The following is a 14,105-nucleotide window of genomic DNA, read 5'->3' on the forward strand; positions in this document are numbered from 1 at the left end:
TGAGGCCTGATCAGTCGGCCAAACGTTATACCCGATGGGCTGGGCGCTACCATGACTGGATTAAACCTGCCATGGCTGCCCCATCTGTTTAAGGCCGGGAGTCACAAGCGTCGATAAAGGCCACGCCCCATGGACTCATTGTGGACAGCGAGTCATCATGAGGAAACCGGGTTTCCGGTGCCCTTAAAGCCGGCTTGCGGGCTTTAAGGGCACGACAATAACCCTGGTTTATCATTCCACCTTAACAGGAATTCCAGCGAGCGTTGCTGGAGATTTCAGTTTTTCGGACGCCCATTTAGGTGTGGATTCAGCCACCATCGGACCAGTGGTTCTTGGACCCCTGAGGGAGGTGAGTAATGCCTTCACCGGATGCTGCAACATATCTTCAACGGCGGTCGCCTCATAGCCACAATGGGCCATGCACTGGGCACACTTGGGATTGCTGCTGTTACCGTATTTTTCCCACGGGGTGTCCTCCAGCAGTTCCTGAAAACTGGACGCATATCCTTCATCCGACAATAAGTAGCAAGGTTTTTGCCATCCGAACACGTTGCGCGTCGGATTGCCCCAGGGGGTACACTGATAATTCTGGTTACCTGCAAGAAAATCAAGATAAAGCGAGGAATGATTCAATTTCCAGTTCCGCGTCTTGCCCAACTTGAAGATACCTCGAAATAGATTCTTGGTATCCTTCCCCTTGATAAAGATGTCCTGTCTCGGGGCGCGTTCATAGCTGAATCCCGGCGCGATGGTTGCGCCTTCGATACCTAGCTCCATGGCATAATCAAGAAACTCGGCAACATCCTCGGGCGTCTCGCCCTGGAATAGGGTACAGTTTACGGTGACCCTGAACCCTCTTGCCACTGCCATTTTTATGGCTTCAACTGCCCGGTCAAAAACACCATCCTGGCAAACCGAGGCATCATGCCGCTCCTTCAGGCCATCCAGATGGATTGAAAAAGTCAGATAAGGCGACGGCGTATAGTCGTCCATCTTTTTTTTCAACAGGAGCGCATTCGTGCACAGGTAAATATACTTCTTCCGCGCAATGATACCCGCGACAATTTGCGGCATTTCCTTATGTATCAGCGGCTCCCCCCCGGGAATGGATACCATTGGCGCGCCGCACTCATCAACCGCCTCCATGCATTGTTCAACAGAAAGCCGCTGGTCCAGGATGTGGTCCGGATAGTCTATTTTACCGCAGCCTGCACAAGCCAAATTGCAACGAAACAGAGGCTCCAGCATCAGAACCATAGGATATTTTTTTACCCCTTTCAACTTTTGCTTGAGCAGATAAGTGCCTACAGCTATTTGTTGACGTAAAGGAACTCCCATGAGTAAACCCTCCAAAAACTTGTATAAAACCGATTGATAGCCACAGGCAGTAAGTGCCCAGTTTTTTCTGTTATTTTCCCATGCCGAACTTGATAGTCAGAATACGTTCTGATCTCCGGACGATCCCATATTCCACTCTTGCATACTTGCAAGCTGCTCGCCGGTGCTCCGGTTTCCAACCCCTGGCCCATCATGCATTCTGGGTCAAAAAGCTGTTCATTCCGCTACATCGAAGCGCCCTGCGACAGATCAGGTTCCAGTCATTTTTTTCGCTTACATTCTTGTTACAACAGCATATTAGCACGGATATTTTTCAAACTAAACACACAACATTTTCAGGGTCTAATGAGGCTCCGAACAACCCTCAACGCGGACGTAACGGCGGTTTTGCGCTATGCTCGATCCCCTTCCGCTTCGATTTTCAGGGGGGGAGCCGATTCCATAAAAGAAGGAAAAAAATGGGGCGCCTAGGCGCCCCATTTTCAATTGGTTCGTTTCAATTAAAAATTGTGACGGATACCAATCGTGTAGGTAGCACGACTACCTGTTGCATAGCTGGGGGCAGCATAGCTGACAGTAGAGGTACCGAGGTTATTTGCATCTGAACCATTCGGGTTGCTCACGTATACATGCTGATAACCACCAAACACGCTCGTGCGCTTGCTCAGATTGTGGATTGCACCTACCGTAAAGCTATCGGCTTTGCGTGCTGCTGAGTTATTGACGCCGCCTGCGTGGGCCTTGGTCATACCGCCCTGAGCCACCAGAGTGGTGTTGCCCCACTTGTATTGCGCGCCTGCGAACCAGATGTTGCCATCGCCGCCCCAGTTCATTGCGGAATTGCACTGCCCTGTGCCGCTACCAGCGGAGTCGAGCGGGTTCGCTACCAGCGCGGCTGCTGTGGTACAGGTGGCGGAGCCGAGCGCGTTGTTGATATTTTCATATTGGCCGCTGAACTTGAAGTTTTCCCAAGTCCATGCACCACCAACCCGCCATACTTCTTCTGTCTTGAGACCGATGCTCTTCTGTGTTCCATTGGCGTTGTCTCTGGAGTACCCACCAAATATATCAAGCCCCATGCCCATGAAATCGACATGATATTTGGCAGCAGCCTGGCCGTCGAACTCACCGTTTCTACCACCGGTATTGCCTTGGCTGCCCAGTCCGCCCGGAGCGAAACCAGCTATCAGGCTGCCGGATTGCAGGGGATCGAGCGTATTTGCATCACCCGGCATAAGCAAGCCGGAAAAAGAGAAACCCTCTATCGTTGCCGAGTCGTAGCGGATGGCACTGTTGACGAAGCCATTTGCACCCGAGCCCATACCGTTGGCGCCAGCAGACATGGTACCGCCGGCACCGTTGGCTTGCAGCGTGGTGTACGCAAACGGATCAATGGTCATACCACCGGCGAAGTCCTTGAAGGGAGATTGAACGCGGCCAAATTTGACATCACCCCACTGGTTGCTGGAAAGACCCACCCATTGCTCACGAGGTGTGGTGGCTGAGCCGGAACCGGCGTTCAAGCCCATTTCCAGACGGGCATTTGCCCTGAATCCATTGCCGAGATCCTCGGTAATATGCAGACCCCAACGTGATGAGCGGGAGTTGTCTTGCAGCGATCCTTGGCTGGGTTGGCTGGCAAAATCGACGAGGCTGTATTCAGCTTGTACCCGGCCAAAAATTGTGACGTTCGTCCCCTGAGCGGATGCAACCACCGGGGCCGCGAGTGCACCAGCAGCAGCCAGTGCAATCAGTTTCTTTTTCATATGGAAAATCTCCTTTAAAGTTGAAACGGTGGGGTGCCTCTCACCGACCCTATTTCGGTGATGTAGTGTCCCGCTGCTTGGACCTCTCTGAATGAGAGGGTTGAGAGATTGTGCCTAACGTAGCAACGGCTAGCAAGGAAATAACGAGACTTTCGAAGTATGGAAGATGTATGTGTTGCTTTTTTGCAACAAAAAGGTTCGGCTCGCGATCCAGGTAAAAGGTAAGCGCCGGTTCGGGCATGGTAAACCGTAACACTTGTGTGTCAATCCTGCCCAAATAGTCGCGCCAGCTCCGCTCCCGGATCATCGGCGCGCATGAAAGCTTCGCCCACGAGAAAGGCATTGACCTGATGATTGCGCATCAGCACGACATTGGCGGGTACGAGTATGCCGCTTTCGGTTATTACAATGCGCTCGGGCGGAATGCGATCGAGCAATTGCAGCGTAGTGTCCAGGCGAGTTTCGAACGTATGCAGGTTGCGATTGTTGATGCCGATCAGGGAGGAACTTAATTGCAACGCGAGCTCCAGCTCTGCACCGTCATGCACCTCAACCAGCACCCCCATGCCGAGCGCGTGCGCGAGCGATTCAAGCTCGAGCATCCGAGCTACTATTTCCGTCTCTTGCCGGCACTCTCCAGTCATGAGAGAAGCCTTGCGGAAGGCCGCCACGATAACCAGGATGCAATCCGCTCCCATCGCGCGGGCCTCAACCACCTGATATTGATCCAGCATGAAATCCTTGCGCAATACCGGCAGATCACAAGCGGCCTTGGCCTGCCTTAAATACTCCGCGCAACCGCTGAAAAACCGGTTATCGGTTAATACCGACAGACAGGCTGCTCCATGTCTCGCATAGGTGGCCGCGATGGCAGCCGGGTCGAACTGCTCCCGCAAGACACCTCGGCTGGGGCTGGCTTTCTTGATTTCCGCAATGACCGCCGGCAACCCGGCACCCATCTTATAGCGGAGTGCCCCGGCAAAATCCCTGGGATGGGGCACGGCCTCGGCTTCGCGATACAATTCGTCAAGCGGCCTCACCGCCTTTGCGGCAGCGATCTCCTGCCGCTTGACGGCTAAAATCTCTTGCAGAATGTCGGCCATAGACTAAACTCGGGAAGCTTCATTCCGATTTTCACGATTTGAGAATTCGACCAGCTCCAGCAATTTTGCCTTGGCTGCACCGCTCTCTATCGCGACGTGGGCTTTTTCCAAACCTTGCTCCAGTGATTCCGCTACACCGGCAACGTAGATCGCCGCGCCTGCGTTGAGCAATACGACATCGCGCGCCGGGCCGGGCTGATTATCCAGCACCGACAGCAACATCTTTCTGGATTGAATACTATCTTGTGCCTGTATCGACTCAATGGCAGCGGTACTCATGCCGAAATCTTCGGGTTTGATAGTATATTCAATCACCTCGCCGTGCCTGAGTTCACCTACCCAGGTTTCGCCGGCGATGGTGATCTCATCCAATCCACCTTGCCCATTTCTGCCGTGGACCACCATCACGTGGCGGCTGCCCAGGCGCTGCAGTACCCGAACCAATATACCGACGAGATCGGGATGAAATACGCCCAGCAACTGATTTCTTGCCCCGGCAGGATTGGTCAGCGGCCCCAGGATATTAAACAGGGTACGCACGCCCAGATCACGCCTCACCGGTGCGGCATGTTTCATGGCGCTGTGAAAATTGGGGGCGAACATGAATCCGAGGCCGATTTCCTTTATGTCTTCGGCTACCTGACCAGGGGTCTGGTTGAGGTTGACACCAAGGGCCTCAAGCACGTCCGCGCTACCCGATTTGCTGGAGACGGAGCGCCCACCGTGCTTGGCGACCCGTGCACCCGCAGCCGCCGCGACAAAAGCCGCGGTGGTTGAAATATTGAAAGTGTGGGCGGCATCGCCTCCTGTCCCGCATGTATCCACGAGATGCCGGTTATCCGCCACTTCCACGCGGGTAGCAAATTCGCGCATCACCTGTGCCGCGGCGGCGATTTCACCAATGGTTTCTTTCTTTACCCGCAGTCCGGTGACGATAGCGGCGATCAGTGCGGGTGACAACTCGCCACGCATGATCTGCCGCATGAGTGAAAGCATTTCATCGTGAAAGATTTCACGATGTTCTATGATGCGGGCCAGCGCTTCTTGCGGCTTCATAAATCTTTCCTTTTCCGGAATGCGTCAGCTTCACATGGCCCTCTTCAGGGTCGCTCAGAAAGCTCTTACTGGCTCAGAAAGTTTTCCAGCAACTGGTGTCCGTATTGGGTGAGGATGGATTCCGGATGAAACTGCAGGCCTTCGACCGGGAGAGTTTTATGGCGCACGCCCATGATCTCCCCATCTTCAGTCCATGCAGTGATTTCAAGACATTCCGGAAGGCTCTCGCGTTCTATAACCAGCGAATGATAGCGAGTCGCGGTGAACGGGTTTGGCAAATCACGAAATACGCCGACGCCATTATGAAAGATAGGCGAAGTTTTTCCATGCATGAGTTGTCTGGCGTGGATGATTTTCCCGCCGAAAGCTTGTCCTATGCTCTGGTGACCCAGGCAGACGCCCAGTATGGGAACTTGACTGTTGTAATGCTCAATCAACGATACCGATATGCCCGCTTCATCTGGCGTGCAGGGGCCCGGTGAAATCACGATGCGCGCAGGCTTTAGCCGCGCAATTTCATCGAATGTGATTTCATCATTGCGAAACACTCTCACTTCCTCGCCCAGCTCGCCAAAATACTGCACCAGGTTGTAGGTGAAAGAATCATAGTTGTCGATCATGAGCAGCATATGATTTACTTCGATGAAATCGGTCATTATACCCGTGTGTGCTTGCGGCGGGGGTCGCCCGCGAGCGTTGGCAAGTCTCCCGTTCGGACCGCGTCTTTGTTGAAAGTTATCTGTGCCGCGACGCTGCGTACGCCGCAGCCGCTTGAAATCGTTAGTTCGGGGCTTGCAGCGCCGGCTGGGGAAGTAAATATCCGGGCAGGAAAAATCAGAAGAATGGAATGCCGCGCGCATGAGCTCTTTGAAGAGGGGGGCTCTGGTCTGCCGACGGCACAGCGACAGCCAATTTGAAGCCAATGCATGTTGATTGCGTTTTCATGCTGCTTATGCGCTCGCAGCGATCTCCCGCTTACCGGTAAAACCTCGCGCTCCAGGCACCGATATTTGAGACAAGAGTTGCCGCAGACGATCGGCACGATACGCGGATAGCGAGCCTGACGATTCTATTGTGTTGCGATTTCGATTCGGCTGGAGCCAGAATCAATCATAACTCTTTTTTTGCGATAGGTACTCGGGAATCTCCTTGATTGATTGAAATTCCAAATGCTGGTCTTCAATCTTTTCGCGATAGTTTTCGAGCAGATTTTCCATTTCGGCGCGCTTGATCTGAGTAAAAGGTTCCGCCTCCAGGATGGCGTTCAAGGCCCCCTTGCCGCCATACCAATCGACCAGTTCCCGGCCTATTTGATAAAGCTCGTCGTTATTTTTTTCACAGAGCTTCCTCTGGTCGTTTTGCTTCCCAAGCGCCGTTGTGGAATTCTTCAGGTCCTGTTCCAGTTGATTCCGTTGACCGGATAATTCTTCATTCCGCTTGATTGCTTCATCAAGCTGTGAGCGCAATTCCTTTCTTTCCGTGCTTGCCGCATCGAGGTCTTTTTCAAGACGGGGGATTTTGGCGGCAACACTCGCGGCGGATCGCTTGTGAGATTCAGTTTCATCGCGAGTTTTTTTTAACGTTTCCTCCAGCACTGTCTTCTCCTGGTCCAACGCCGATCTTTGCTGCTGGATCTCGCTTAATTGCTGTTGCATGCGTCGCAGCGCCTGCCTCTGTTTTTTTTGATCCTTATCATTGGCAGCGATGACGTCGGACGGCCACGAGGTCGCCACAAGCGCGACGGCTATTACCTGGCACAACAAGCGCGAACCCACTGTCTTACGGTTATTCATACAGGAACCTTTCCCGGTTGCAACGAAACGATGATCGCCGATGAAACAAACGCCGCGTAATAAAGGTATTAAGCTCACCGCAAAACGCGCCACATCCGCCATGCCCATCAATGACAACGCCGTATCGGTCCATCTGGCGGTCACGCACTTTAGAACCTGGCATTCAGATCCAGATTGATCGAGTCGATGCCCAGCGGCAAGCCACTGATCTGGTTATAGGAGTTATATCGAAGTCCAAACCAGGTGTTATGGGCCACGCCGTATAAACCATGGATGGTGTACCCCTTATGATTGGTACCGCCCAAAAGGTAATTGGAATCCGTAAAGGCATCCAGCATCGAGTCCCGTTCAGAATAACGATAGAAGCCGAAGATCTGCCATTGGTGCCGCTCCGAAATAACAGGGTAGCCAACCGTCAAGCGAATCTGATAAGCATCGGTTTCCGGCTTGATATTCTGCCCGGTACGGGTGAATATCTTGTTCTGGTTGTAGCCCACATTCCGTGCATAGTCCACGGTTCCAACAACGTGGATGGGCTTGAATCGGGAGTAGTCAGCCACCATGGTGACGTTGGCGATGCGATAATCCGCTGCCAGGGCCCATAGGTTGGTGGTGGGATCCCCATCGTTATCGATGTTAAAGAGGCTGTTGCCTTTCTGCCGGAACAGGGTGGCCGTCTGATTGAACAGGGTATCTCCGAAGGCCGGGTTGCGGACCCCGCTGATATTGCGATAGTCGTAATAAGCGGCTCCAACCCTGACTTTGGTGTCGAGGTCGTCCGGGATCCATTCCACGCCCGCCTGAGCCCCGTAGAACCACTTATCCTTAGCCTTGACCGTCTCGCTTTGGTTGATTTGCTGCAAGGGAAATATCCCTGCGTTGAGGAACGGTTTCATGGTTCTGTTTTCTTTGAGCCAGGGATGAAGATTGATCGCAAGACCTTCAAAGTTCAGGTCGGCATCCCATAACAGATCGGTATGTATGACCCCGGCCGTCGGTATCGTGTGAGGCGCGTCCCTGATGGTGCCGGTGTATACGTCTCCCACGGTGCCGACGAAAAAGGGATTGGGGAAACGTCCACCTTTAACCGTGATCCAGTCCCAGGGGGAGAGCTTGAGGTAAGCCTGATCCAGCACAAAGCCGAATTTACTATTGAATGTTCCCAGCGTCTGAAGGGTGGATGTGGGAGATCCCATGGATAACGGCCCCCCCAGTGTGCTCCCCGTCGTCGCCGGATCATTGATGTTACCGGTGGTCAAGCGCAACCCCATATCCACTCCACGAGTGACATTGGCATTAATGCCGAGACGCATGCGGAGCCTTTCGCGGTGAAGGCTGTCCTCGGTGGTGTTGTCGATCTGCTGGCCAATGGCCTGAAAATTAGCGGCGGGCGCATTGGTACTGGCGTAAAAGTCGGCCTGTTCGCGCAGGCGTATGTCTCCTTCCAGCTTGAAGCGGCTAGTCCACTCGGGTACGACATTCACATCCCCCCAACCTTCCTGCTTGGCTTGCCCCACCACCGCGTCGCGCAATTCATCGCGAATTTCCTTCTTGATATGTTCGGGCACATAGGTAACGCGCACCTCACCCTTTTTCGGTCCCTCGACAGCGGGTGGTGAGGCTTTTTCCTGGGCTTGCTGCGCAACCCTGGCTTTTTCTTCCGCCTTTCGGATCATTTCATTAGCCGCCTCTCGCTTGATCACACCTTGCTCAACCAGAAGATGAATCAGATTCAAGGTGGTCTCATACAGAATCTCGACCTTCTGGCGCTCCTCGGTTCTTGCCTGGGCGCCGCTCGCAAGTACCGCTATCACGACGGCAGCCGAGAGCATCATAAGGATCTTCATTTTATTTTTCTTCTCCAGACCCATCAGGCGCGCGAGGTCACGCGTATTTTCAACGGCTGCGGCATATCGGCAGGCGGACCCTCGCGCATGGCCCGCAGGTTCTGCAGCACATCCTTGAGTAACTCATCAACCTTTGCATCTCCGGTGTTATCGACCAGCGTAATTCGCGCCACTTTCCCCCCGGCATCGATCCATACCTTCACCACCACCTTGTAGCTTTTGTCCTTGAGCGCCTTCTCGCGCGCCAACGCATCCTGAAAAGCGGAGTTCACCGCATCGTTCACTATGGCGTCATACCAGGCCCATGGATTCCCTTTGGAGCCACCGATCAAATCGGCCCCGCCTTTTTTTCCTACGAGCCCGAATCCATCGCCGCTGCCGGTTCCCTCCGCATCCACACCCAGATCCGGCCCTGGCGGCGGTTCATCCGCCTGATCCATTGGTTCGGGGTCGGGCTCGGAAAGCTTGATCTCTTCCTTTACAACAGGCTCCGGCGGCTTTTGCTCAGGGGGTGGCGGAGGTGGCGGCTTGATCAAGGTGATCTGCTGAAGCGATGGCTTCGGCGGCGGCTGGTCACTTCCCAGAAAATCTTTCAGCCACAATCCCAGCGTGACCGCGCCGCTCACGACAAGTAAAACGACGCCCCAGCGCACCCAGGCCGGCCTTTGGTCTTCGCTTGATTCTTCCATGCACTACTTCACCAGTCTCTGGGTGACAAGGCCCAACTGCGTAATATCCAATTGCCCCAGTAATTCGAGCACTTCCATTACCTTGCCGTACTGCACTACCGTATCTCCCTTGACCACGACCGGCAACTCGGGATTGGCAGCTCTCAATTCGCCCAACCGGGTTCGTAATTCATCCAGCGTTACCGGATAGGCATCCAGAAAAATCTGCCCGCTTTCGTTGATCGTGATCGCCTTGGTCTGGGGCTTGGCCAGACTGGGAGAATTGCTGGCCTTGGGCAAATTGACCTTTATTCCCTGCACCGATGCTGTTGTCATGATGATGAAAATTACCAGCAACACATAGGCGAGATCCAGCATGGGCACGACATTGATTTCGTCGTAAAGCTCGTTGTCTTCCTGAAGTTTCATGACAATCCCGATCAGCGACTGTAGTTTTCGGCAAGTTTGGTAACAAGCTCGTCGACGAAAATATGCATCCTTGATACGGTGGCCTTGATGCGCGAAGCCAGATAGTTGTAGCCGAACAGCGAAGGAATCGCCACGCCCATACCGGCCACCGTTGCAGCCAGCGCCGCCGCAATGCCCGGTGCGATTGCGTTGACATTGACATCCCCGGCGGCGGCAATCGCCGCAAATGTGATCATTACCCCCATCACCGTACCCAGCAACCCGATAAAGGGTCCGCCGGAGATAGCGATGGTCAGCAGTACCATGAACCTGTTCATGCGCTGAATCTCCTCCACCAACCCTGCGTCGAGGCTGGCACGGATCGCGTCGAGCGATTGCGGCGACAGCGACTTGGAAAGATGCGCTGCATCGGTATCATCGAACCGATGTGCCAGCTCAACCGCACTGATGTGGTAAATGCGGTAGAGCGGCGAATATTTGAAGTCTTTCCCCAATCCCTGCGCTTTATCTATCGTCGTCAGGTCGGTGGAAAGCTCGCGAAATTTGTCCATGAAACGGCTGTTGGATTTATCCACGCGATTGATATAGACCGTTTTGCTGTACATCACCCAGATCGCGATCACCAGCATGACCGCCAGCAGTCCAATCGCAACCCACCCATCCACGGTCAACGATTTCAGGATGATGCCCAGGTGCGAAGCTTCGTCGCCACCCCCTTCGGCGGTCTCTTCCTCGCCCATCGTGACAAGCTTGCCATCCGGCCCTTGTGCCGCCTGCACCGCCATCCATTCTGCGTTGCGCGCGATCGCGGATATTTGCACCTCATCCATTTCGCCCGTAAAGCCGGCGCCCAGCACGACGCTTCCCGACGGTAACGCGGCACCCGGCAACTCGCCCGCCAGCTTGCCATCCACATATACACGCAGTGCATCCGCGACCGTGAATCCCAGGTGGTGCCATTGGCCTGCGCCAAGCGCCGTGCTTGAAGCAACGCTTGCCGCACCCGACTTCATTTTGATCAGGCCGCCCTCGAGCGCCGCGCTGACATTGTCCGACTGGAATAGCGTGCCCTTGAGCGACGCGGGCTTGATCCATACCGAGAAGCTGTACCCGGTGCCCGCATTCACCGGCGGTAACGTCAGGGTTTGCGATCCGTCGAACCCCGCGCCGCCGTTTGAGAACGACGCGGCAATCCGCTGTACAGCGGATTGCGCATGCAGACCGTTGAGCCCGCTATCTCGTGGGTTCCCTTCCAGCTCGGCAAAATGGTATATGGCGCTGCCGGCATCGTACGTTCCTTTGGGGTCTACCGCGGATGCCGCATTCTCATTACCGAAATAGAGAAAAAGCGTTGTCTGCGCGGAAAGCCTGGGTACCTTCACCCAGATCAACGCCAGCTGATTCGCACTATCCCATTTTTCGACATGAAATTTCAGTTCAGCCTTGTCATCTCCGGAAACCAGGCGCAAATCGCTACCGTCATCATTCGCCGAAAAAAAATCGAAGTTTCCTGTATGCAAGCGAATGAGTACCGGTGCATCCACCACCTCTCCGGCCGCGCTCGTCAGTGTGATTTTCTTGCGCGCCGTCCATCCATCGTTCCACCAGGCATGACTGGACAACGAGAAGCTACACAACACGAAAGCAAGAAGGGGCGCAAGGACGCGCATGGGTATCCGCCTGAATAAAATAATCAGCGATTATCCATGCACCAGATGACAGCCATTAGGCAGAGATATGGTCCGAACGGATCATCACACGATGGAGGCAAAACGATCGGAAACGGAGCGGATTACGGGAAAGCAGTGGCGCAGGCGATGAAACCGGCGCGGTAGCGCCCGGTCTATCAAGTATGAGCTTGTCTAAATGACAATATAACTTTTGTAACATTGGATGATGAAAATAGCCCATGTACGGTATCCATGCCGACAGCACAGCCACAATCGAAACCGTTCACCGGCAAAGGACACATCATGACCAGCACTTTACATCCCGACGGGAGGATAAATCCCGGTTTGACCAGCTGCAACGAATCAGGTAACGAGTCCATCCGGAATCTGATTGACGCGCGCAAACTTTCCCGGCGCGGATTTCTCCAGGGGTCCTTCGGCGTAACCATGCTTTCGCTATTCGGTGGGTGCTGGTTCGACGGACGAGGCTACCACGCCCGGGCCGCTTCCTCTATCCCGAACGGCATCGGCTTCACGCCGGTTCCAGCCAATATTCTGCCCATGACCGACGCGGTCACGGTTCCGAACGGATACACCGCCAAGGTACTGATAGCCTGGGGTGATTCCCTCACCACGGCGCCCCATTGGGATACCGTGGGCGCAATGGACGAAGCGACCCAGTTGCACTCCTTCGGCGCTCATTCCGATGGGATACATTTCTCTCCGTTCCCGGGTAACCTCGGCAACTCGCGCGGGTTGCTCGTGGCCGGCAACGAGTATTGCGACCCGGCCCTGGTGAATAACATCAAGCCGGCATCATCGTATAGAACTGTTTCTTTGACGCTGGAGATGGTGCGCGCCCAGCAGGCCGCTCATGGCGTGAGCATTGTCACGGTCCAAAGGGAGAAGGGTGCCTGGGGTGTCGTATCCCAGTCTCCCTTCAACCGGCGCATTACTGGCAATACACTCTGCAGGCTTAGCGGTCCCGCATCGGGACACGATCTGATGACCACCTCCGCCGACCCTGCCGGTCTGAATGTACAAGGCACGCTCAGCAATTGCGCCCATGGCTATACACCATGGGGCACCTATCTGACCTGCGAGGAGAACTGGAATAGTTACTTTTCCAATGAGACCGGAAACGTTGCGGGCATAAGCGACCCTGCTCGGAAAACCGACATTCTCGCCAGCCAGAATCGCTATGGCATTGTGAAGGGAGGCTTTGGCTATCGCTGGCACGAGGTGGACAAACGCTTCCGCGCCGATCTCCATTGCAATGAACCCAACCGCTTTGGCTGGGTGGTTGAAATCGATCCCTGGGATCCTTATAGCATTCCTGTCAAGCGTACCGCCCTTGGCCGTATCAAGCACGAGGGCGCGTGGGTTGTCGTTGACGACGAAAACAGGGTTGCGGTCTACATGGGTGATGACGAGCGCAACGAATATGTGTACAAATTTGTTTGCAGTAAAGCCTATAGCCCTGAAAATCCCAAGGCCAACCGTGATTTGCTGGATTCGGGCACGCTCTATGTGGCGCGATTCGATGGCGACGGGTCCGGGGTCTGGTTAGCCCTGACCTGGGGCATGAATGGGCTGACGCCGGAGAACGGCTTCAACAGCCAGGCGGAGGTGCTGATCAAGACCCGCCAGGCTGCCGACCGCGTCGGCGCCACCATGATGGATCGGCCCGAGTGGACCGCTGCGCATCCTCTCACGCGGGAAATTTACCTCACCCTGACCAATAACAATCGTCGCGGTAATAACCCGGTTTCCAGCAACGCGTCCGATGGCACCAGTACCGTCGCACGTGCCAATCCTCCGGTGGATGCGGCCAACCCCCGCCCCGATAATATCTATGGCCATATCATCCGCTGGCGTGAGCACATGGACAAGCTGACCGCCACCACCTTCAAATGGGAGGTCTTCGTACAGTGCGGTGACAAGGCTGGCGGCGGCGCGAACAGAAACCTTGGCGCCAGCTACAATCAGGCCGGTCATGACGGTTATGCCGGCAACATCCACGGTGATGATTACGGTTCTCCGGATGGTCTCTGGTTCGATAAGGATGGACGCCTGTGGATTCAGACCGACCAGGCCGGCGATGCCACGGGTGATTGGATCAATATCGGCGGCAATGCGATGCTGTGTGCCGACCCCGCCAACGGGGAAACCAGGCGCTTTCTCACCAGCCCGAAAAATTGCGAAGTGTCCGGTGTGACTACAACCCCGGACGGAAAAACCATGTTCCTGGGGATTCAGCACCCTGGTGAGGATTGGAGCGATAATTTTACCGAAAACTCAACCTGGCCCGATAGCGGGGTCAACGGCCCGACCACAGCCAGCGGCCGCAAGCCGGTATCGAAACCACGCTCCGCCGTAGTGGTCATCACCAAGGATGATGGCGGCGTAATCGGTTCCTGATCCCTGCAAAGGCT

General features: G+C 54.8%; 11 protein-coding genes. 1 reads left to right on the forward strand and 10 read right to left on the reverse strand.

Translation table 11 applies throughout. The annotated features are described in order from the left end of the window. Positions 1-231: 231 nt before the first annotated feature. The 10 genes from hpnH to F822_RS06855 all read right to left on the reverse strand — a co-directional run bounded on the left by hpnH (position 232) and on the right by F822_RS06855 (position 11,670). On the reverse strand, positions 232-1,338 hold the full coding sequence (gene hpnH, locus F822_RS06805; RefSeq protein WP_025041339.1) for an adenosyl-hopene transferase HpnH: 1,107 nt from the start codon (positions 1,336-1,338) through the stop codon (positions 232-234). Positions 1,339-1,838: 500 nt separating this feature from the next. Beyond that, positions 1,839-3,104 carry a porin gene (locus tag F822_RS06810; RefSeq protein ID WP_025041340.1) on the reverse strand — a complete coding sequence of 422 codons (1,266 nt, stop codon included), beginning with the start codon at positions 3,102-3,104 and terminating at the stop codon, positions 1,839-1,841. A 263-nt stretch (positions 3,105-3,367) separates the two neighbouring features. Then, entirely contained in the window at positions 3,368-4,207 is an 840-nt protein-coding gene (trpC, locus tag F822_RS06815) for an indole-3-glycerol phosphate synthase TrpC (RefSeq protein WP_025041341.1), read from the reverse strand. Between the two features lie 3 nt (positions 4,208-4,210). Continuing rightward, entirely contained in the window at positions 4,211-5,263 is a 1,053-nt protein-coding gene (gene trpD, locus F822_RS06820) for an anthranilate phosphoribosyltransferase (RefSeq protein ID WP_025041342.1), read from the reverse strand. A gap of 65 nt (positions 5,264-5,328) precedes the next feature. After that, on the reverse strand, positions 5,329-5,892 hold the full coding sequence (locus F822_RS06825) for an anthranilate synthase component II (protein WP_025041343.1): 564 nt from the start codon (positions 5,890-5,892) through the stop codon (positions 5,329-5,331). Between the two features lie 477 nt (positions 5,893-6,369). Beyond that, on the reverse strand, positions 6,370-7,200 hold the full coding sequence (locus F822_RS06835; protein ID WP_231623590.1) for a DNA repair protein: 831 nt from the start codon (positions 7,198-7,200) through the stop codon (positions 6,370-6,372). Between the two features lie 5 nt (positions 7,201-7,205). After that, positions 7,206-8,903, reverse strand: a complete 1,698-nt coding sequence (locus F822_RS06840; protein WP_025041346.1) for a putative porin — start codon at positions 8,901-8,903, stop codon at positions 7,206-7,208. Positions 8,904-8,926: 23 nt separating this feature from the next. Further along, entirely contained in the window at positions 8,927-9,592 is a 666-nt protein-coding gene (locus F822_RS06845) for an energy transducer TonB family protein (protein WP_025041347.1), read from the reverse strand. A 3-nt stretch (positions 9,593-9,595) separates the two neighbouring features. After that, positions 9,596-10,000, reverse strand: a complete 405-nt coding sequence (locus F822_RS06850; RefSeq protein WP_025041348.1) for an ExbD/TolR family protein — start codon at positions 9,998-10,000, stop codon at positions 9,596-9,598. Between the two features lie 11 nt (positions 10,001-10,011). Continuing rightward, positions 10,012-11,670, reverse strand: a complete 1,659-nt coding sequence (locus F822_RS06855) for a DUF2341 domain-containing protein (RefSeq protein ID WP_025041349.1) — start codon at positions 11,668-11,670, stop codon at positions 10,012-10,014. A 303-nt stretch (positions 11,671-11,973) separates the two neighbouring features. Here F822_RS06855 and F822_RS06860 point away from each other — a divergent pair, with 303 nt between their 5' ends. Then, positions 11,974-14,091 (forward strand): PhoX family protein, encoded by a 2,118-nt coding sequence (locus F822_RS06860; RefSeq protein ID WP_025041350.1) that lies wholly within the window; start codon positions 11,974-11,976, stop codon positions 14,089-14,091. Positions 14,092-14,105 lie beyond the last annotated feature (14 nt).

The sequence above is a fragment of the Nitrosospira briensis C-128 genome (genome assembly GCF_000619905.2).
Taxonomy (GTDB): domain Bacteria; phylum Pseudomonadota; class Gammaproteobacteria; order Burkholderiales; family Nitrosomonadaceae; genus Nitrosospira; species Nitrosospira briensis.

Excerpts from the sequence above, each read along its gene's own strand:
- F822_RS06855 (WP_025041349.1), bottom strand. The coding sequence starts at position 11,670 with ATGCGCGTCCTTGCGCCCCTTCTTGCTTTCGTGTTGTGTAGCTTCTCG.
- F822_RS06810 (WP_025041340.1), bottom strand. The coding sequence starts at position 3,104 with ATGAAAAAGAAACTGATTGCACTGGCTGCTGCTGGTGCACTCGCGGCC.
- trpC (WP_025041341.1), bottom strand. The coding sequence starts at position 4,207 with ATGGCCGACATTCTGCAAGAGATTTTAGCCGTCAAGCGGCAGGAGATC.
- hpnH (WP_025041339.1), bottom strand. The coding sequence starts at position 1,338 with ATGGGAGTTCCTTTACGTCAACAAATAGCTGTAGGCACTTATCTGCTC.
- F822_RS06825 (WP_025041343.1), bottom strand. The coding sequence starts at position 5,892 with ATGCTGCTCATGATCGACAACTATGATTCTTTCACCTACAACCTGGTG.
- trpD (WP_025041342.1), bottom strand. The coding sequence starts at position 5,263 with ATGAAGCCGCAAGAAGCGCTGGCCCGCATCATAGAACATCGTGAAATC.
- F822_RS06860 (WP_025041350.1), top strand. The coding sequence starts at position 11,974 with ATGACCAGCACTTTACATCCCGACGGGAGGATAAATCCCGGTTTGACC.
- F822_RS06845 (WP_025041347.1), bottom strand. The coding sequence starts at position 9,592 with ATGGAAGAATCAAGCGAAGACCAAAGGCCGGCCTGGGTGCGCTGGGGC.
- F822_RS06850 (WP_025041348.1), bottom strand. The coding sequence starts at position 10,000 with ATGAAACTTCAGGAAGACAACGAGCTTTACGACGAAATCAATGTCGTG.
- F822_RS06840 (WP_025041346.1), bottom strand. The coding sequence starts at position 8,903 with ATGAAGATCCTTATGATGCTCTCGGCTGCCGTCGTGATAGCGGTACTT.